Origin of the sequence: Streptomyces sp. SID5469 (genome assembly GCF_009862865.1) — a bacterium.
Classification (GTDB): Bacteria; Actinomycetota; Actinomycetes; order Streptomycetales; family Streptomycetaceae; genus Streptomyces; species Streptomyces avermitilis.
Genome location: NZ_WWIN01000001.1, coordinates 3,166,152 through 3,185,385 on the forward strand (window position 1 = coordinate 3,166,152; position 19,234 = coordinate 3,185,385).

General features: G+C 71.2%; 11 protein-coding genes and 2 pseudogenes. 3 read left to right on the top strand and 10 right to left on the bottom strand.

What is annotated here, in order from left to right; genetic code table 11:
• The first annotated feature begins 94 nt into the window (after positions 1–94).
• Positions 95–2,959 (top strand): glycoside hydrolase family 3 C-terminal domain-containing protein, encoded by a 2,865-nt coding sequence (locus GTY58_RS13515; RefSeq protein WP_010984014.1) that lies wholly within the window; start codon positions 95–97, stop codon positions 2,957–2,959.
• 187 nt (positions 2,960–3,146) lie between these two features.
• On the opposite strand, the gene GTY58_RS13520 is transcribed toward GTY58_RS13515, so the two are convergent.
• The 3 genes and pseudogenes from GTY58_RS13520 to GTY58_RS13530 all read right to left on the bottom strand — a co-directional run bounded on the left by GTY58_RS13520 (position 3,147) and on the right by GTY58_RS13530 (position 8,995).
• A complete protein-coding gene (locus GTY58_RS13520) occupies positions 3,147–4,592 on the bottom strand; it encodes an aldehyde dehydrogenase family protein (RefSeq protein WP_010984015.1) in 1,446 nt (481 codons plus the stop codon).
• A gap of 209 nt (positions 4,593–4,801) precedes the next feature.
• Positions 4,802–6,471, bottom strand: a pseudogene (locus GTY58_RS13525) (PucR family transcriptional regulator).
• A gap of 115 nt (positions 6,472–6,586) precedes the next feature.
• Positions 6,587–8,995 (bottom strand): ATP/GTP-binding protein, encoded by a 2,409-nt coding sequence (locus GTY58_RS13530; protein ID WP_037652056.1) that lies wholly within the window; start codon positions 8,993–8,995, stop codon positions 6,587–6,589.
• 315 nt (positions 8,996–9,310) lie between these two features.
• Here GTY58_RS13530 and gabT point away from each other — a divergent pair, with 315 nt between their 5' ends.
• Entirely contained in the window at positions 9,311–10,645 is a 1,335-nt protein-coding gene (gene gabT, locus GTY58_RS13535; protein ID WP_010984019.1) for a 4-aminobutyrate--2-oxoglutarate transaminase, read from the top strand.
• A 147-nt stretch (positions 10,646–10,792) separates the two neighbouring features.
• The gene (locus GTY58_RS13540; protein WP_078234459.1) at positions 10,793–11,647 is read left to right on the top strand and encodes a phosphatase PAP2 family protein; all 855 of its coding nucleotides are present in this window, start codon (positions 10,793–10,795) and stop codon (positions 11,645–11,647) included.
• On the opposite strand, the gene GTY58_RS13545 is transcribed toward GTY58_RS13540, so the two are convergent.
• The 7 genes and pseudogenes from GTY58_RS13545 to GTY58_RS13570 all read right to left on the bottom strand — a co-directional run bounded on the left by GTY58_RS13545 (position 11,586) and on the right by GTY58_RS13570 (position 19,197).
• Positions 11,586–13,328 (bottom strand): glycoside hydrolase family 18 protein, encoded by a 1,743-nt coding sequence (locus GTY58_RS13545; protein WP_107082999.1) that lies wholly within the window; start codon positions 13,326–13,328, stop codon positions 11,586–11,588. The two genes, GTY58_RS13540 and GTY58_RS13545, sit on opposite strands and share 62 nt — an antisense overlap.
• Positions 13,329–13,599: 271 nt before the next feature.
• Entirely contained in the window at positions 13,600–14,082 is a 483-nt protein-coding gene (locus tag GTY58_RS41625; protein ID WP_338059019.1) for a hypothetical protein, read from the bottom strand.
• A pseudogene (locus GTY58_RS13550) lies at positions 13,982–15,019 on the bottom strand (FAD-dependent oxidoreductase); the annotation flags it as partial. The pseudogene GTY58_RS13550 and the gene GTY58_RS41625, both read right to left, overlap by 101 nt.
• A gap of 28 nt (positions 15,020–15,047) precedes the next feature.
• Positions 15,048–15,848, bottom strand: a complete 801-nt coding sequence (locus GTY58_RS13555) for an ABC transporter permease (RefSeq protein ID WP_010984024.1) — start codon at positions 15,846–15,848, stop codon at positions 15,048–15,050.
• Complete coding sequence (locus tag GTY58_RS13560) at positions 15,849–16,790, bottom strand: ABC transporter permease (RefSeq protein WP_037652061.1); 942 nt, start codon at positions 16,788–16,790, stop codon at positions 15,849–15,851.
• The gene (locus GTY58_RS13565; protein ID WP_010984026.1) at positions 16,790–17,953 is read right to left on the bottom strand and encodes an ABC transporter ATP-binding protein; all 1,164 of its coding nucleotides are present in this window, start codon (positions 17,951–17,953) and stop codon (positions 16,790–16,792) included. Before GTY58_RS13565 ends, GTY58_RS13560 begins: the two co-directional genes overlap by 1 nt.
• Positions 17,950–19,197, bottom strand: a complete 1,248-nt coding sequence (locus tag GTY58_RS13570) for a spermidine/putrescine ABC transporter substrate-binding protein (RefSeq protein WP_010984027.1) — start codon at positions 19,195–19,197, stop codon at positions 17,950–17,952. Before GTY58_RS13570 ends, GTY58_RS13565 begins: the two co-directional genes overlap by 4 nt.
• Between the last annotated feature and the right edge of the window lie 37 nt (positions 19,198–19,234).

A 19,234-nucleotide genomic window follows, 5' to 3' on the forward strand; every position in this document is an offset into this window, starting at 1 on the left:
TTGCGCCGGGATGTCTTGACACCCACCCCTTCGTCGAATGAGCATCGAAGCGCTTCGAAAGCCTCCCGTCGCTCCATCGCAAAGGGATCTCCACGTGACCGCACAAACGCCGCCTACGCCGTCTTTCCGTGATCCGCGGCTGCCGTTCGCGAAGCGCGTCGACGACCTGCTGGCGCGGCTCACGCTCGATGAACGCATCGCGTTCCTGCACCAGTTCACGCCCGCCGTCGAGCGCCTCGGCATCGCCGCGTTCCGCACCGGCCAGGAAGCGCTGCACGGGGTGGCCTGGATGGGCCCGGCGACGGTGTTCCCGCAGGCCGTGGGCCTCGGCGCGACCTGGAACGACGACCTGGTACGGCGGATCGGCGAGGCGGTCTCGGCCGAGACCCGTGCGATGCGCGCCCGCGACGACCGGGTCGGCCTCAACGTCTGGTCCCCCACGGTCAATCTGCTGCGCCACCCGCTGTGGGGCCGGGGCGAGGAGGGCTACTCGGAGGACCCGAGGCTGACCTCGGCGATCGCGACGGCGTACACCCGGGGGCTGCGCGGCGACCACCCCACCTACTGGCGCACGGCGCCCGTCCTCAAGCACTGGCTGGCCCACAACAACGAGACGAACCGCGACACCACGTCGTCCTCGGTCCGCCCGCGCGTCCTGCACGAGTACGACCTGCGCGCCTTCCGCGAGACGGTCGAGGCGGGCGCGGTGGCCGGTGTGATGCCCGCGTACAACCTGGTCAACGGCCGCCCCAACCACGTCTCGCCCTATCTGCGCGAGCACCTGCGCACCTGGACGGACCAGGAACTGCTGGTCTGCTCGGACGCGGGTGCGCCCTCCAACCTGGTCGACTCCGAGCACTACTTCGACACCCACGAGGAGGCGACGGCGGCGGCGGTCCTGGCCGGCGTCGACAGCTTCACCGACCACGGCACGGACAGCTCCAAGATCGTCGAGCGGGTCCGCGGCGCCCTGGTCCAGGGCCTGTTGAGCGAGGCCGACATCGACGAGGCGGTCCGCCGCCAGCTCGCGATCCGTTTCCGGCTCGGCGAGTTCGACCCGCGCCTCGACCCGTACGCCGGCACCTTGGACTTCGACACCGCGGCCCATCGCGCGCTCGCCCGGGAGTCCGCGGAGCAGGCGGTCGTCCTGCTCAAGAACGAGGGACTGCTGCCGCTGGGCCCCGAGGTGCGCATCGCGGCCGTGGGCCTCCTCGCCGACGAGTGCAAGCTCGACTGGTACAGCGGCACCCTGCTGCACCGCTCCACCCCGCTGGAGGGCCTGTACGAACGCTTCGGCGCCGACCGCGTCAACTTCGCGGAGGGCGTGGACCGCGTACGTCTGAGGACGTCGTCGGGCGCCTTTCTGCGGGTGCCCGTGGCCGAGAACGCGGCCGAGGTCACGGCCGACGAGGCGCGCGGCGCCGAGGGCGCGCTGGACCCGGCACTGCTCGCGGGCCGCACCGACCTGCCTCCGCTCACGACCGACGCCGTCGGCAGCGAACTCGCGCTGATCGACTGGGGCGAGGGCGTGCTGACGCTGCGCGCGCCCGACGGCCGTTACCTCTCGGTCGCCGACGACGGGTACGTACGCGCCTCCGCGGACCAGCCGGGCGGCTGGGTCGTCCAGGAGACGTTCCGCCTCGAACCTTCCGAATCCCATGACAACGGCCACCTCCTGAAGCACACAGGGACGGGCAGGTACGTCTGTGTCGCCGCCGACGGCGTGAAGGTTGCCGCTCAGGAGCCGCGGGACGCGGAGATCTTCGAACTGGAGTCGACCGAGCGCGGCGAGGACGCGGTGACGCGCGTCGCCGCCGCGGCGGACGTGGTCCTGGTGTTCGCGGGCAACGATCCGCACATCAACGGCCGGGAGACCGAGGACCGTACGACGCTGCGGCTGCCCGCCCACCAGGAGCGGCTGCTGCGCGCCGCCCGCGCCGCGAACCCGGCCACCGCCCTGGTCCTGGTCTCGGCGTACCCGTACGCGGTGGACCACGCCGACCTCCCGGCCGCCCTGTGGACCGCGCACGGCGGCCAGGCCGCGGGCACCGCGCTGGCCCGCGTCCTGTCCGGCGACGTCTCCCCCGCGGGCCGGCTCCCGCAGACCTGGTACGCGGACGACGCGGACCTGCCCGGCCTCCTCGACTACGACGTGATCGGCAGCCGCCAGACGTATCTGTACTTCGAGGGCACGCCCCTGTTCCCGTTCGGCCACGGCCTGTCGTACGCGTCGTTCGCGTACGAGGGGCTCGAACACCGCACGGACGAAGACACGGTGCGGGTCTCCTTCACCGTCACCAACACGGGCTCCCGGGCGGCGGACGAGGTGGCCCAGCTCTACATCCGGGCGGTGGACCCGTCCGTCCCGCGCCCGCGCCGCGAACTGGCCGCCCACCGCCGCCTGCGCCTCGCCCCCGGCGCCTCGGCGGAGCTGGCCTTCGCACTCCCGTCGGCCGCCTTCGCGTTCTGGGACGTGGCGCACGGCCGCCGACGGGTGGAGCCGGGGTCGTACGAACTCCTGGTCGGCGCGTCGAGCGAGGACATCCGGCTGCGTACGACGATCGAGCTGACCGGCGAGGCGGCGGCCCCCCGCGCCGTACGTGCGCTCGGCCTGAAGGCGGCCGACTTCGACGACCAGCGGAACACCGAGATCGTCGACCGTACGAAGGTGTCGGGCGACGCGGTGACACCGCTGGACGGCGGGACGGGCGAACTCGTCTTCCGCGCCTGCGACTTCGGGGCCGGTGTCTCGGGCGTCAGCGCGGATCTCGCGGGCGAGGGCGTCGTCGAGATCTCCCTGGCCGGCGGCCCGCCACCGGCGGTGCTGACCCTGCCCCCGACGAAGGGGCCGTACGACTACACCACCGTGACGGCCGCCTTCGCCGCGGACGGCGTGCACGACGTCCACCTCAGGCTGCGCGGCCCGCTGCGGCTGGCGCAGGTCGGCTTCTCCGGTTGAGGGTCCGGAACAGGCCGGCACGGCAGAAAGGGGTCCGGCGCCGGAAGGCATCGGCGCCGGGCCCCGCTCACGACACCCACCCTACATGAAAACGATTGTCACAAGCTGGAGTGACCCCGGGCGTCGCACGACAACGGCCGGAGCCCCCGCACAGCGGGCTCCGGCCGTTGAAGTCGGTGCGGGCGGGTCAGAGGGCGAGGCCCGTCAGGACCAGCACCCGCTCGTAGGTGTAGTCGTCCATCGCGAACTTCACGCCCTCGCGGCCGACGCCTGACTGCTTGACGCCGCCGTAGGGCATCTGGTCGGCGCGGTAGGACGGCACGTCGCCGATGACGACACCGCCGACCTCCAGGGCACGGTGGGCCCGGAAGGCGGCCTGGAGGTCGTGCGTGAACACACCGGCCTGGAGCCCGTACTTCGACTCGTTGACGGCGGCGAAGGCGGCCGCCTCCCCCTCCACCTTCTGCACGGTGAGGACGGGCCCGAAGACCTCCTCGCACGAGAGCGTCACGTCGGCCGGCACATCGACGAGCACGGTCGGCGCGTACGAGGCACCCTCGCGCTTGCCGCCCGTCAGCACCCGGGCACCGGCCTGCGCGGCCTCGTCCACCCACGACTCGACGCGCTTGGCGGCGTCCTCGCTGACCAGCGGGCCGACTTCGGTCGCGTCGTCCGACGGGTCACCGGTGACCTGGGCCTCGACGGCGGCGACGACCCGGGGCAGCAGCCGCTCGTACACCGACGCGTCCGCGATCACCCGCTGCACGGAGATGCAGGACTGCCCGCCCTGGTAGTTGGAGAAGGTGGCGATACGGCCGGCGGCCCAGTCCAGGTCCGCGTCGCTCGCGTAGTCGGCGAGCACGACCGCCGCGCCGTTGCCGCCGAGCTCCAGCGTGCAGTGCTTGCGCGGCACCGAGTCCATGATCGCGTAACCGACCTTCTCGGACCCGGTGAAGGAGATGACGGGCAGCCGCTCGTCCTGGACGAGAGCGGGCATCCGGTCGTTCGACACGGGCAGGATGCTCCACGAACCGGCGGGCAGGTCGGTCTCGGCGAGCAGGTCACCGATGACGAGACCCGACAGCGGCGTCGCGGGGGCGGGCTTCAGGATGATCGGCGCGCCGGCCGCGATCGCGGGGGCGACCTTGTGGGCACACAGGTTGAGCGGGAAGTTGAACGGCGCGATGCCGAGCACGACACCCTTCGGGAACCGCCGGGTCAGCGCCAGCCGGCCCTGGCCGCCCGCGTCGGTGTCGAGCCGCTGAGCCTCGCCACCGTTGAACCGCCGGGCCTCCTCGGCCGCGAACCGGAACACGGAGACGGCACGCCCGACCTCCCCGCGCGCCCACTTGATCGGCTTGCCGTTCTCGGCGGAGATCAGCTGGGCGATCTCCTCGGTGCGCTCGACGAGCCGCTTGCTGACGTGGTCGAGGGCGGCGGCACGCACATGCGCCGGGGTGGCGGCGAACTCGTCGCGCACGGCGTACGCGGCGGCCACGGCCTCCTCGGTCTGCGCCTCGGTGGGCACGGAGACCTTGCCGACGAGCCGCCCGTCCCACGGAGAGGTGACGTCGAAGGTGGTCTCACCGGTGGCCTGGCGGCCGGCGAGCCAGAAGGCGTGGGTGGCTGCCACATTCTCGTTTGGCATAGCGTGAATCCCGGCCCTTCCGAGGTTGAGGTGTGCTGGGCTTTTCGGGTCCACGGTAGGGCCGGGACGGCGAGGGATCGTTTGTCCGAGTCGTAGCACTCCCCCACCCGAACGCGACGCTTTGGCGCGGTCGCCGGACTCCGCCGGGCTCGCCCGGGGTCACACCCCCCGGCAGCGCCCGCGCCGACGCCGGTTCACTCTCCCGCCGCGGCCGTCGTCTTCAACGCCAGCCACAGCTCCATCCGCACATCCGGATCGTCCAGCGACCGCCCCAGAATCTCCTCGACCCGCCGCATCCGGTACCGCAGCGTATGCCGGTGCACCCCCAGATCGGCCGCGGCCGCGTCCCACTGCCCGTGCCGCGACAGCCAGGCGCGCAGCGACGCCACGAGATCGCCCCGCCCCGTCGCGTCGTGCTCGCGCAGCGCCCGCAGCAGCCCGTCCGCGAACGCCCGCACCGCGTCGTCCGCGAGCAGCGGCAGTACGGACCCGGCCGCCAGCTCCTCGTGCTCGACGAGGAAACGTCCACGGCGCCGCGCCACCGACAGCGCCTGCTCGGCCTGCTTGTACGCGGCCCCCGCCGCGATCGGTCCCGCCGGCGCCGACAGCCCCACGACCAGCTCGTCCTCGTCGGTCACGGGCTGCTCCCGCGTCGCGGCCCGCGCCGCCTCCAGCGCCGCCGCGTACTCCCCGCAGGCGGCGACCGCGGCGCCCCCGTCCACGGCGAGCACCACGAGCCGCTCCCCGTCGGGCACGAGCAGCACGGACTCGCCGGACCGGGCGGCGGCGGACTCGACGATCTCCGCGAGGCCGCCGAGCGGGTCCCCGTTGGTCTCGGGCACGGCGACGGCGGCGGGCGAGCGCTTCGTGGGCGCCACGCGCGCGTGCCTGTCGGCATGCGCCCGCGCGGCCGACGCGGACGCCGACTCGGCCAGGATCAGCCGGAACGGAGCGTCGAGCAGGGCACCGTACAGATCCCCGGCGACGGCCCGGGCGTGATCGGACTCCCCGGCCAGCAGCATGCGCAGGACGGCCGCCCCGATCCGCTGTTCGGCGGCGTGCAGCGAGCGCGACCGCTCGGTGGTCAGCGTGAGCAGGGCGATCGCGGAGTGCACGGCGTACCGCTCGGCGGTGCCGAGGGCGGCGGCCGTGCCGACGGCGAGCGCGGCGCGCGGCCGGCGGCCGGTGCCGAGCGAGTGCAGCTCGACGCGGTCCTCGTTGTCGGGCGCGCCGACCACCGCGCTCGCGGGCGCCGGCCGCTCCCGCAGCCGCTCCACGTCCGGGGTGATCCGGGCGGCCCGTCGGCCCGCCCACTCGGGTGCGGTGGCGACGACGGCGCCCGAGGCGTCGTACAGCAGCCGTCCCAGCCGTCGACCTGTCCGGCCAGCGCGGTGAGCAGCCCCTCGGCCCCACCGCCCAGCGCCTGCTTGGTCAGCTCGCGCTGGGCGGCGAACCCTGCCGTGACCGCCCGGTACTGGTCGGCGGCGATGGCCGCGGAGACGGCCTTGCTGATGGCGAGGAAGGGCGTGCGCCGGGGCACTTCGAGCAGCGGCAGCCCCTCTTTGTCCGCCGCGTCGACGAGCGCCTCGGGGATCTCCTCGTAGTTGACCCCGACGGCGAAACCGAGCCCGACCACGCCCGCGCCCGCCAGGCGCTTCACATAGCGCCGCATGACCTCGGGATCCTCCGCGTCCAGTTTGAGCGCGGTGATCAGCAGCAGTTCCCCGCCCTCCATGTAGGGGACGGGGTCGGCGAGCTCGCTGACGTGCGCCCAGCGGACGGGCACATCCAGGCGGTCCTCGCCCGCTCGCACGGTCAGCTTGAGCGCGGAGTGGTGGACGAGCGAGGCGAGCGTGGGGGGCATGAGGCCTTCAGGTCTGTGTGATCTTTGTGATCTTTTGGCCGCTGCGTATGAACGACCTGTGTCGATTCTGCCTCACCGTACGGTCCGACCGTGACGTTACATCCAGACGTCCAGGTCAGCCCCGTAGATCCACGAGCAGCGGCGGCGCGTGCTCGCCCGCGACGCTGGTGAGCGACAGCACCGCGTGGCCCGGCGGCACCTCGTGCGCCAGCTCGGACGCCGACCACCGCTCCCGCTCGACCTGCCGTACGGTCACCGCGTCCGTGGTCACGGCCTTGCCGGTGACCAGCTTGCGCAGGGCGTGGATGGCCCGCGTCATCGGCTGGTCCGCGAAGACCGTGTGCTGGGCCACGTCACGGGTCTCCACCCACTCGGTGCCCCAGGCGTGGGCGAACCGGCTGCCGTCCCACGTCGTGACGCCGGAGAACGCCATACGGCAGCCGACCGCCCCGTACAGCGGCCCGTGCAGCGCCTCGGGCACGTCGCCGATCGTGCGCAGCGCGAGGACCACTCCGGCGTTCTGGGAGCGCAGGCGCTGCATGCCGCGTACGGATTCGGTGGTCGGCGTCCCGGTGGCGTCGTCGAGGACCAGACAGACGAAGTGGGCCCGCTCCCCGGCCCGCTCCCCGCCCCGCACCACGGCGGTGAACTGGGCCAGCACGAGCCGTGCGATCAGCCGGGACGCCTCCTCGTGCCCGCGCTCGGGCAGATCGACGCGCACCCGCAGCGGATGATGGACCACGGACCGCAGTGAGAACGGCCGGATCCCGCTGTCCGTACCGCCGCCGCCGAAGAACGCGGCGAAGACCGGCCGGTCGAGCAGCGCGAGCCGGTCGGCGAGAGCCGGTCCGGCGTCGGCCGCGCTCCCGGCCTGCCGGATGCGGGCGTCGAGTTCCCGGCGCATCACGGCGTGTTCGTCCCCCGCCAGCGCCTCCCGCAGGGACGACAGCGCCGCCGGCTCGCCCTCCAGAAGCTCCCGCAGCACGGGCAGCGCCGGGAACCGTCCGTGCACCGCCCGGTAGGGGCCGAGCAGTTGGGCGAGCGCGGTGGCGGCACGCCGGCCGTCGACCGTGTCGAGGTCTCCGACCAGGCCTTCGGCCAGGAAGGACGCCACCTCGTCGGGGTCGTCGGAATCCGCGTACGGGTCCAGGTCGTGGACGGAGGAGGGATCGCCGATCTTGACGACCACGTCGAACGCCGAGTCCGGGCCGAGGGGCGTGCCGGCGGCGGCGACCACGACGACGGCGCACCGTCCGGTGAGCGCTCGCAGGGTGAGCGACTCGACGAGGGGCCGGACCAGCTGGCGGGTCTTGCCGGAGCCGGACGGACCCACCGCGAGGAGTGAGGTGCCGAGGGTCTCGGCGTCGAGGGCCGCGCCGGCCCCGCGGTAGACGAGCGGCGTACGGTCCCCGGCCGACCAGCGCCCGATGCGCACCTGGCCTTCGAGCACGTCGTGGCGTGCGGTGCGGGCCGGCAGGTCCCGGGCGCCGGACGGGTGGACCCAGGCGGCGGCGCCCCGGCGCAGCACGGTGTCGCTGAAGGCGGCGAGGCGCGCGCCGTCCCGCTTCGCCGCGTTCCACGCGTGCCGGACACGGGCGCAGTCCACGTCGTTCATCCGGCCGGAGAGCACCTCTCCGGAGAGCAGGTCCGCCGCCTGGTGCTGCCCCGCGTCATGGAGTTCGGGCCACTGGGCGGGTGGCCGGGGGGCGGCCGGGGTCTCGGGCGCCCGGCCGCGGCCGCGCGCGGCCAACCGTTCCCTGGCGAACGGCCACCAGTCGCCGATCCTGGCGAAGGGCCACAGGACCAGCAGGGTGATCAGCGCGTACAGACCGTCGGTGACCAGCTGCGACTGGAACACCTCGTAGCCGCCGGTGAGCAGGGCCGTGACGGAGAAGAGGGGTGCGACGACCGGCAGTGCGTCCCAGCCGACGCCGGGGAAGGCGCGGGGGAAGACGAAGGTCAGCGTGAGCAGGGCGCCCAGGGCGGCCAGCAGGGCGCGCGCGGGCTGCGGCCGGCGGGTGACGTAGTGACGGACCACGTCGGACCAGCTTCCCAGCCGTCCCATGGCGTAGACGAGGACGGCGAAGAACACCCCGGTGTAGACCTCGATGGCCTCCTGCCCCTGCCAGGTCTTCGGCGCGGTGGTGCCGCCCCACCACCAGTCGTCCGGGGTGAAGAGCTTCAGCACGATCCACTGGTAGGGCACGCTGCCGTGGCGCCACAGGGACCAGACGATCAGCGCCACCACCAGCGGCACCGCGAGACCGACGATCGTGACCGGGGAGAGCCGCTGCGCTCCCTTCGCCGGCCGTGGCACCCGGTAGCCGTACCGCCAGATCCCGGGTGCGGCGGCCGGGCGGGGTTCGTCGAGCCAGTCGGCGACGGTGGCCGGGCGGGCCGGGGCCTGCTCGGGCACGGGGGGCGCGCCGCGCGGCATGGGCGGCACGGGTGGTGGGGGTGCGGCGGGTCGTGGCACAGGAGTCGCATGCGTACCCCGTGCGTCCTGCGTCCCGTCGCTGTCCATCGCCCTTGCCCCCTGACCAGCCGCTCCGTGCACCCTCAGCGAGTCAATCTAACGCCCCCGCAGGGGGAGTTCACCGTTTACGCGGCCGGGGCGCCCGGGGATGCGCACCGCCGCGCCCCGGGGTTCTATGTCCACGACGGACAAGCACACACGCCGAAAACGCCCACATGGAGCATGCCCGCTCCCCGTCCCCGGCCCTAGCCTGCGAAGAAAGAAGGCAAGCGTCCGAAAACACCCCGCCGGGAACGTCCCGGCCAGCCGGAAATCCCCGGTGGCCGCACACCCCCGGTTCGCAAGATCATCAGGGAGCCCCTCATGAGCGCACTTCCGCAGGAGCGCCGCGTCGTCACCGCCATCCCCGGCCCGAAGTCGCAGGAGCTGCAGGCCCGCCGTACCGCCGTGGTCGCGGCCGGTGTGGGTTCGGTGCTGCCGGTCTTCACCACGCGCGCCGGCGGCGGCATCATCGAGGACGTCGACGGCAACCGCCTGATCGACTTCGGCTCCGGCATCGCGGTGACGTCCGTGGGCGCCTCCGCCGAGGCCGTCGTACGCCGCGCCTCCGCCCAGCTCCAGGACTTCACGCACACCTGTTTCATGGTCACGCCGTACGAGGGCTACGTCGCCGTCGCCGAGGCGCTGGCCGAGCTCACGCCGGGTGACCACGCCAAGAAGTCGGCCCTGTTCAACTCGGGCGCCGAGGCCGTCGAGAACGCCGTCAAGATCGCCCGCGCGTACACCAAGCGCCAGGCGGTCGTCGTGTTCGACCACGGCTACCACGGCCGTACGAACCTCACGATGGCGCTGACCGCGAAGAACATGCCGTACAAGAACGGCTTCGGACCGTTCGCGCCCGAGGTCTACCGGGTGCCGGTGGCGTACGGCTACCGCTGGCTGACCGGCCCGGAGAACGCCGGTGCCGAGGCCTCCGCCCAGGCGATCGACATGATCAACAAGCAGATCGGCGCCGACAACGTCGCCGCGATCATCATCGAGCCGGTGCTCGGCGAGGGCGGCTTCATCGAGCCCGCGAAGGGCTTCCTCCCCGCCATCAGCAAGTTCGCCAAGGACAACGGCATCGTCTTCGTCGCCGACGAGATCCAGTCCGGCTTCTGCCGCACCGGCCAGTGGTTCGCGTGCGAGGACGAGGGCATCGTCCCGGACCTGATCACGACCGCCAAGGGCATCGCGGGCGGTCTGCCGCTCGCCGCCGTCACCGGCCGCGCCGAGATCATGGACGCCGCGCACGCGGGCGGCCTGGGCGGCACCTACGGCGGCAACCCGGTCGCCTGCGCGGGTGCGCTCGGCGCGATCGAGACGATGAAGGAGCTCGACCTCAACGCCAAGGCGAAGAACATCGAGGCCGTCATGAAGGCCCGCCTGGGTGCCATGGCCGAGAAGTTCGACATCATCGGCGACGTCCGCGGCCGTGGCGGGATGATCGCGATCGAGCTGGTCAAGGACCGCGACACCAAGGAGCCGAACCCGGAGGCGGCCGGCGCGCTCGCCAAGGCGTGCCACCAGGAGGGCCTGCTGGTCCTGACCTGTGGCACCTACGGCAACGTGCTGCGCTTCCTGCCTCCGCTGGTCATCGGCGAGGACCTGCTGAACGAGGGCCTCGACATCATTGAGCAGGCGTTCTCCCGTATCTGACGCCCCACACGTCCCGTATCCGGGGTCCGGGCCGGATTCCGGTGCGGGACGGCAGGGGGCGGAGCGCGTGAAGAACGTGTGCAAGGTGGATGGCGGGACGCGATTCCGGCTGTCGCAGCGGATTTCCCTGCCGTAGGTTCTACCCAGATGAGAGATACACCCCGCCCACAGGGGACTGTGGACGGCTTCGGGCCGAGGCCTCCCCAGCTTCGACCTGGTCGTGCCCTCGCGCACACACCCGGAGCTTCCGGCTCCGGTTCTCCTCACCGATCGGATGGCCGCACGCCCCAAACCCCCCGGGGCGGGCGGCACACCGATCTGGACGGCCGCCCCGGAACCACCCCCCCTGTTCCGGGGCGGCCGACCTTCCTCCTCGGCCTTTCGGCCCTTCTCCTCGCGCTGATCACCTGGCAGGTCGCGGCCCACGGCCCCCTGGCCCGCGCGGACGAACGCCTCAGCGGCACGCTGGTCCGTCCGGGCCGCTTCTCCGAACTCCTCGCCGATCTGGGCAACGCCACGGTCGCGGTACCGGTGCTGGCCGTCGTCCTGGTGTACGTGGCCGTACGCGACCGCCGGGCCGGTGCGGATCGCTGGTGGCTCCCGTCCACGGCCGCGGCGCTCCTGGTGGCGGCCCTCCCGGCCCTGATCGTCCCGCTCAAGGAACTGATCGCCCGCCCGGGACCCCCGGTCATGGGCCCGGGCACGGGCTTCTATCCCTCGGGCCACACCGCCACGGCCACGATCGCCTACGGCACGGCGGCCCTGCTCCTGCTGCCCCGGCTGCACGCCACCTGGGCCCGCCGCACCGTGCTCGCCGCCTCCGTCACCCTGAACCTCGCGGTCGCCGTCGGCCTGATCCGCCGTGGCTATCACTGGCCGCTGGACGTCGTGGCGAGCTGGTGCCTGGGCGCGCTGCTGCTGACGGCGCTCGCGATGTTCCTCAGCCGAAGTACTGGTCGAAGTTCCGCTGGAACTCCCAGCTCCCGAACCGGTCCCAGTTGATCGACCACGTCATCAGGCCGCGGAGCGCGGGCCACGTGCCGTGGGTCGCGTACGAGCCGCAGTCGGTCTTCCTCGTGAGGCAGTTCAGGGTCTTGTTCACCTCCGTGGGGGACACATGGCCGTTGCCCGCGTTCGTCGAGGCCGGCATGCCGATCGTGATCTGGTCGGGGCGCAGCGGCGGGAAGACGTTGTTGGCGTCGCCCGCCACCGGGAAGCCCGTCAGCAGCATGTCGGTCATGGCGATGTGGAAGTCGGCGCCGCCCATCGAGTGGTACTGGTCGTCGAGCCCCATGACCGGACCCGAGTTGTAGTCCTGGACGTGCAGCAGGGTGAGGTCGTCGCGCAGGGCGTGGATCACCGGGAGGTACGCGCCCGCCCTCGGGTCCTGGCCGCCCCACTTGCCCGTGCCGTAGTACTGGTGGCCGAGCTGGACGAAGAAGGTCTCCGGCGCCATGGTCAGGACGAACGTCGAGCCGTACCTCGCCTTCAGGGTCCTCAGCGCCGAGATCAGGTTGACGATCACGGGTGTGGTCGGGCTCTTGAAGTTCGTGTCGCTCGCGTCCAGCGCCAGCGAGTGCCCCTCGAAGTCGATGTCCAGGCCGTCCAGGCCGTACTCGTCGATGATCTTCGAGACGGAGGAGACGAAGGTGTCGCGCGCCGCCGTCGTGGCCAGCTGGACCTGGCCGTTCTGGCCGCCGATCGATATCAGGACCTTCTTGCCGGCCGCCCGCTTCGCCTTGATCGCCGCCTTGAAGTCGGCGTCGTTCTCGACGTTCGGGCACTCGGTGACCGGGCAGCGCGTGAAGCGGATGTCGCCCGAGGTGGTGGAGGTCGGTTCGCCGAAGGCCAGGTCGATGACGTCCCAGCTGTCGGGCACGTCCGCCATGCGCGTGTAGCCGGAGCCGTTGGCGAAGCTCGCGTGGAGGTAGCCGACCAGGGCGTGGGCGGGCAGGTCCGTCGAGCCGCCGCCCGAGCCCGCCGACGTCGTGGCCGGCACCGTCGCCGACTTCGCCGACTCGCCCGCGTCGTTCACGGCCGCGACCTGGAAGCCGTACGCCGTGGCCGGTGACAGACCGGTCACCGTGGCCGAAGTGCCGGTCACGGACCGGGCCTTCACCCCGTCGCGGTAGATCGCGTACCCCGTGGCTCCGGGGACCGCCGACCAGGACAGGGCGACACTCGTGGACGTCACCGTGCCCGCCTTCAGGCCCGTCGGCGCCGCCGGTGGCTGACCCGCGTCCACGCCCGGACCGACCAGGGAGATGTCGTCGGCGTAGTAGGCGCCGGTGCCGTACCAGCCGTGGGTGTAGACCGTGACCTCGGTGGTGGACGGGCCGGTGCGGAACGTGGTGGTGAGCTGCTGCCAGTCGGGGGCGGACTGGGTCCAGGTGGAGACGTCGGTGGTGCCGGTGCCGCTCGCGCCGAGGTAGACGTAGCTGCCCCGGACGTATCCGGACAGGGTGTACTGCGCGTCCGGTTTCACGGTCACCGTCTGCGCGCACTGGGCGTGATCGCTGCCGGCCGGGGTCGCCTGGAGCGCGGAACCTCCGCTCCGTACGGGCGAGTTGACGGTCTTTCCGCTGTCGGCCGCACATGTCCAGGCGTTCAGGCCGGACTCGAACCCGCCGTTGCGTGCGAGGTCCGCGTCGGCCGCGCGGGCGGCCGACGAGAGCGCGGTCATTGCGGGTACGGCCAGGACGGCGGCCGCGCCCACGGCGAGAAGTCTGTGCCGCCGTGGGCGCGGCACGGTGCGTCGGGTGCGGTCCACAAGTGCCTCCGGGCAGGGGGGAAGAGGAGGGTGGAGCGCGCCCAACTTGGTCCAGACCAATTCGGTTGTCAAGACCTCCGGCGGTTACCTGCCGTCAGGGACCGGTGCGAACCGGGGCACAGCGGTGGCGCGGGGCGTACGCCGTTCGAGCGGAACGCGACCCGCCCGCGCGCCACCGCGAGCGTCAGCTGTCGAAGCCCAGACCCAGCCTGTCCATGGCCTTCAGCCAGAGGTTCCGCCGGCCGCCGTGCGCGTCCGCGCGTGCCAGCGACCACTTGGTGAGCGCGATGCCCGTCCAGGCGAACGGCTCCGGCGGGAAGGGCAGCGGCTTCCTGCGGACCATCTCCAGCTCGGTGCGCTCCGTGCGCTCCCCCGCCAGCAGGTCCAGCATCACGTCCGCGCCGAACCGGGTCGCCCCGACGCCGAGGCCCGTGTAGCCCGCCGCGTACGCGACCTTTCCCTGGTGCGCGGTGCCGAAGAACGCCGAGAAGCGCGAGCAGGTGTCGATCGCGCCGCCCCACGCGTGCGTGAAGCGGACGCCCTCCAGCTGCGGGAAGCAGGTGAAGAAGTGCCCGGCGAGCTTGGCGTACGTCTCGGGGCGGTCGTCGTACTCGGCCCGTACCCGGCCGCCGTAGGGGTAGATCGCGTCGTAACCGCCCCACAGGATCCGGTTGTCGGCGGAGAGCCGGAAGTAGTGGAACTGGTTGGCGCTGTCCCCGAGTCCCCTGGCGGTTCTTCCAGCCGACGGCGGCCAGCTGGTCGTCCGTCAGCGGTTCGGTCATCAGCGCGTAGTCGTAGACCGGCACGGTGTACGCGCGCACCCGCTTGATCAGATTCGGGAAGATGTTGGTGCCGAGCGCGACCCGGCGGGCGCGGATCGAGCCGTAGGGGGTGCGTACGGCCATGCCGGCGCCGTACGCCTCGAGGTTCAGGGCGGGTGTGTGCTCGTACACGCGCACACCGAGTCCGAGACAGGCGCGCTTGAGGCCCCAGGCGAGCTTGGCCGGGTGGAGCATCGCGACGCCCCCGCGGTCGTGCAGCCCGGCCAGGAAGGTCGGCGAGTCGACCTGTTCCCGCACCGCCCCGGCGTCCAGGAGATCGATGCCGTCCGCGAGGCCCTTCCGCCGCAGCTTCTCGTACCACGCGCGGAGTTCCTCGGCCTGGTGCGGCTCGGTGGCGACGTCGATCTCGCCGGTGCGCTCGAAGTCGCAGTCGAGGGAGTAGCGGGCGACGGCCGCCTCGATCTCGTCGAGGTTGCGGGCGCCCAGCTCCTCCAGCTTCCCGATCTCGTCCGGCCAGCGGGCGAGGCCGTTGGCCAGACCGTGGGTGAGGGAGGCGGCGCAGAAGCCGCCGTTGCGGCCGGAGGCGGCCCAGCCCACCTCGCGGCCTTCCAGCAGGACCACGTCGCGGCCCGGGTCACGCTCCTTGGCGAGCAGCGCGGTCCACAGTCCGCTGTAGCCGCCGCCGACGACGAGCAGGTCGCAGGTCTCGGCGCCGGTGAGGGCGGGCTCGGGGCGGGGCCTGCCGGGGTCGTCCAGCCAGTACGGAACCGGCTGCGCTTCGGAAAGAGATGTGGTCCAACGACTCATGGCGCTTGGGGCCATGATTTCAACTCCCTACAGGTGAATCGCTTTACGCCTTCTGCCGGTTACGGCGATTGCCGACGACCATTCCGGCCAGAACGAACAGCACGGCGACAAGGAACATGGCCGTACCGATGACATTGATCTGAACGGGTGTGCCGCGCTGTGCCGATCCCCAGACGAACATGGGGAAGGTGACGGTCGAGCCCGCGTTGAAATTGGTGATGATGAAATCGTCGAAGGAGAGCGCGAAGGCGAGCAGCGCGCCCGCGGCGATTCCGGGGGCCGCGATGGGCAGGGTGACCCTGAGGAAGGTCTGCACCGGGCCGGCGTACAGGTCCTGTGCCGCCTGCTCCAGGCGCGGGTCCATCGACATGACGCGCGCCTTGACGGCTGTCACGACGAAGCTGAGGCAGAACATGATGTGGGCGATCAGGATCGTCCAGAACCCCAGCTGAGCGCCCATGTTGAGGAAGAGCGTCAGCAGCGAGGCGGCCATGACGACCTCGGGCATCGCCATCGGCAGGAAGATCAGCGAGTTCACGGCGCCGCGCGCGCGGAAGCGGTAGCGGACCAGGGCGAAGGCGATCATCGTGCCGAGGGCGGTGGCCCCGACGGTCGCCCAGAACGCGATCTGGAGGCTGAGCGAGAGTGAGCCGCACATGTCGGCGACACCACAGGGATCGCGCCAGGCTTCCGTGGAGAACTGCTGCCATTCGTAGTTGAAGCGCCCCTTCGGTTTGTTGAAGGAGAACACCGTGACGACGACGTTCGGCAGCAGCAGATAGCCGAGCGTGAACAGTCCCGCGATGACGACGAGATGATGCTTGAGCCAGCGCACGAAGGGCATTTAGACCAGATCCTCCGTCCCGGACTTGCGGATGTAGAGCGTGACCATGATGAGGATCGCGGCCATGAGGATGAACGAGAGTGCCGCGGCCGTCGGATAGTCGAGAATCCGCAGGAACTGCGTCTGGATGACGTTGCCGACCATGCGGGTGTCCGTGGAGCCGAGGAGATCGGCGTTCACGTAGTCGCCGCTGGCCGGGATGAAGGTCAGCAGCGTTCCGGAGACGACGCCCGGCATCGACAGCGGGAAGGTGACCTTCCGGAAGGTGGTGAACGGCTTCGCGTACAGATCGCCCGCCGCCTCGTGGAGGCGTCCGTCGATGCGCTCCAGCGAGGTGTAGAGCGGGAGGATCATGAACGGCAGGAAGTTGTACGTCAGACCGCAGACCACCGCGAGCGGGGTGGCCAGGACGCGGTCGCCCGCGGTCATGCCGAGCCAGTTGGTGACGTCCAGGACGTGCAGCGAGTTGAGGGTGCCGACGACCGGGCCGCCGTCCGCGAGGATCGTCTTCCAGGCGAGCGTACGGATCAGGAAGCTGGTGAAGAACGGCGCGATGACCAGGATCAGCACGACGTTGCGCCAGCGGCCGGCGCGGAAGGCGATCAGATACGCGAGCGGGTAGCCGAGCAGCAGACACAGGAGCGTGGCGGCGCCCGCGTAGAGCACGGACCGCAGGAACTGCGGCCAGTAGTCGGACAGGGCGTTCCAGTAGGTCTGGAAGTGCCAGGTGACCTTGAAGCCCTCCTCCAGGGAACCCGTCTGCACGGAGGTGGAGGCCTGGTAGATCATCGGCAGCGCGAAGAAGACCACCAGCCACAGGAGGCCGGGCAGCAGCAGCCAGTACGGGACGAGGCGGCCGCGTTTGCGCGCCTTGGGCGACCTGGGCGGCTTCTCGGCGGCGGGCGGGGCGAGCGGCGGCGGGGCGTCGGCGAGGCTCGTCATCACGCGGCCTCTTCCTCGACCGTCTCCACGCCCGCGTCGATGTCCTGCGCGGCGTCCAGACCGAAGGTGTGAGCCGGGTTCCAGTGCAGGACGACGTCGGCGCCGGGGGTGAGCCGGGAGTCGCGGTCGATGTTCTGGGCGTAGACCTCGAACTCGGGGCAGACCGCGCTGTCGATGACGTACTGGGTGGAGACTCCGATGAAGCTGGAGTCGGCGATCTTCCCGGTGATCCGGTTGCGGCCCGCCGGGATCTCGCCCGCGTCGTCGGCGTGCGTGAGGGAGATCTTCTCGGGGCGGACGCCCACAAGGACCTTGCCGCCGGTCGTCGTGGCCGCCGAACATCGCGCCGTGGGCAGCGTGAGCTTGCCACCGCCCGCCCTGAGGACGATCTCGTCGCCGCCCTTGGAGTCGACCTCCGCCTCGATGAGGTTGGAGGTGCCGAGGAAGTTGGCGACGAACGTGGTGTTCGGGTTCTCGTAGAGGTCGGCGGGCGAGCCGAGCTGTTCGACGCGGCCCGCGTTCATCACGGCGACCGTGTCGGCCATGGTCATGGCCTCCTCCTGGTCGTGGGTGACGTGCACGAAGGTGATGCCGACCTCGGTCTGGATGCGCTTGAGCTCCAGCTGCATCTGACGGCGCAGTTTGAGGTCGAGGGCGCCGAGGGGCTCGTCGAGGAGCAGCACCTTGGGGTGGTTGATCAGCGCGCGGGCGACGGCGACGCGCTGCTGCTGGCCGCCGGAGAGCTGGTGCGGTTTCTTGCGCGCCTGCTCGCCGAGCTGGACGAGGTCCAGCATGTCCTCGACCTGCTTCTTCACCGACTTGATGCCGCGCCGGCGCAGGCCGAAGGCCACGTTCTCGAAGATGTCGAGGTGCGGGAAGAGGGCGTACGACTGGAAGACCGTGTTCACCGGTCGCTTGTAGGGCGGCAGGTGGGTGACCTCCTGGTCGCCGAGGAACACGGTGCCGGAGGAAGGTTCCTCCAGTCCCGCGATCATGCGCAGCGTGGTGGTCTTGCCGCAGCCGGAAGCGCCGAGCAGGGCGAAGAACGAGCCCTGCGGCACGGTCAGGTCGAGCGGTTGCACGGCGGTGAAGGAGCCGTAGGTCTTGCTGATTCCGGAGAGGCGGACGTCGCCGCTGTTGTCCGTGTTGTTCATCGTCGTCACGCCCCTGTGAGCTTCGCGAACTTCTGCTGATAGGCCGTCTCTTCCTTCGAGCTCAGTGAGCGGAAGGCATGGGACTTGGCCTGCATGGCCTTGTCGGGAACGATCAGCGGGTTGTCCGCCGCCGACTTGTCGATCTTGGCAAGATAGGGCTGCACTCCCGCGACCGGGCTCACGTAGTTGATGTAGGCGGCGAGTTCGGCGGCCGGCTCCAGCTCGTAGTAGTAGTCGATGAGCCGCTCCGCGTTCGTCTTGTGACGCGCCTTGTTGGGGATCAGCATGTTGTCGGTCGACGTCATGTATCCGCTGTCGGGGATCACGTAGCCGACGTCGGGGTTGTCCGCCTGGAGCTGGACGATGTCGCCCGCCCAGGCGATGCAGGCGGCGAAGTCGCCCTTGCTGAGGTCGGACGTGTAGTCGTTGCCGGTGAAGCGGCGGATCTGCCCCTTGTCGACGGCCTTCTGGAGACGGGCGATCACCGCGTCGTAGTCGTCGTCCGTGAACTTCGCCGGGTCCTTGCCCATGTCGAGCATGGTCATGCCGACGCTGTCGCGCATCTCGGTCAGGAAGCCGACGCGGCCCTTGAGCTTGGGGTTGTCGAGCAGGTCGGAGACCGACTTCACCTCGACACCGTCGAGCGCCTTCTTGTTGTACGCGATGACGGTCGAGATGCCCTGCCACGGGTACGAGTAGGCGCGTCCGGGATCCCAGTCGGGGGCGCGGAACTGGTCCGACAGGTTGGCGAAGGCGTGCGGCAGGTGGGACGGGTCCAGTTTCTGGACGTAGCCGAGCCGGATCATGCGGGCGGCCAGCCAGTCGGTGAGCACGATGAGGTCCCGGCCGGTGGACTGACCCGCGGCGAGCTGCGGCTGGATCTTGCCGAAGAACTCGTCGTTGTCGTTGATGTCCTCGGTGTACTTGACCTGGATCCCGGTCCGCTTGGCGAAGGCGTCGAGCGTGGGGTGCCGCTTGCCGCTGTCGTCCACGTCGATGTATTCGGGCCAGTTGGAGAAGTTGATCGTCTTCTCCTCGGCCGAATGATCCTCGGCGGAGACGCCGCCCTCGGTCCTGCCCGCCGCGGGGATCCCGCAGGCGCTCAGCGCCCCGAGACCGCCGACCGCGAGCGCGCCGCCGGCGGAGGCGCGCAGCAGCGAACGGCGGGTGAGGGAGGCCCTGCCGTTCCTGAAACTGCGCCGCACCGCGGCCAGTTGGGCCGGGGACAGGCGGTCGGGCTCGTACTGCTCCATGTGCGTGATGCCTTTCCGGTGGAGTGGTTCGGCCTTG

Coding starts and splice junctions, on each gene's coding strand:
- GTY58_RS13530 (WP_037652056.1), bottom strand. CDS start 8,995: ATGGACAGCGACGGGACGCAGGACGCACGGGGTACGCATGCGACTCCT.
- gabT (WP_010984019.1), top strand. CDS start 9,311: ATGAGCGCACTTCCGCAGGAGCGCCGCGTCGTCACCGCCATCCCCGGC.
- GTY58_RS13540 (WP_078234459.1), top strand. CDS start 10,793: ATGAGAGATACACCCCGCCCACAGGGGACTGTGGACGGCTTCGGGCCG.
- GTY58_RS13545 (WP_107082999.1), bottom strand. CDS start 13,328: ATGACCGCGCTCTCGTCGGCCGCCCGCGCGGCCGACGCGGACCTCGCA.
- GTY58_RS13555 (WP_010984024.1), bottom strand. CDS start 15,848: ATGCCCTTCGTGCGCTGGCTCAAGCATCATCTCGTCGTCATCGCGGGA.
- GTY58_RS13560 (WP_037652061.1), bottom strand. CDS start 16,790: ATGACGAGCCTCGCCGACGCCCCGCCGCCGCTCGCCCCGCCCGCCGCC.
- GTY58_RS13570 (WP_010984027.1), bottom strand. CDS start 19,197: ATGGAGCAGTACGAGCCCGACCGCCTGTCCCCGGCCCAACTGGCCGCG.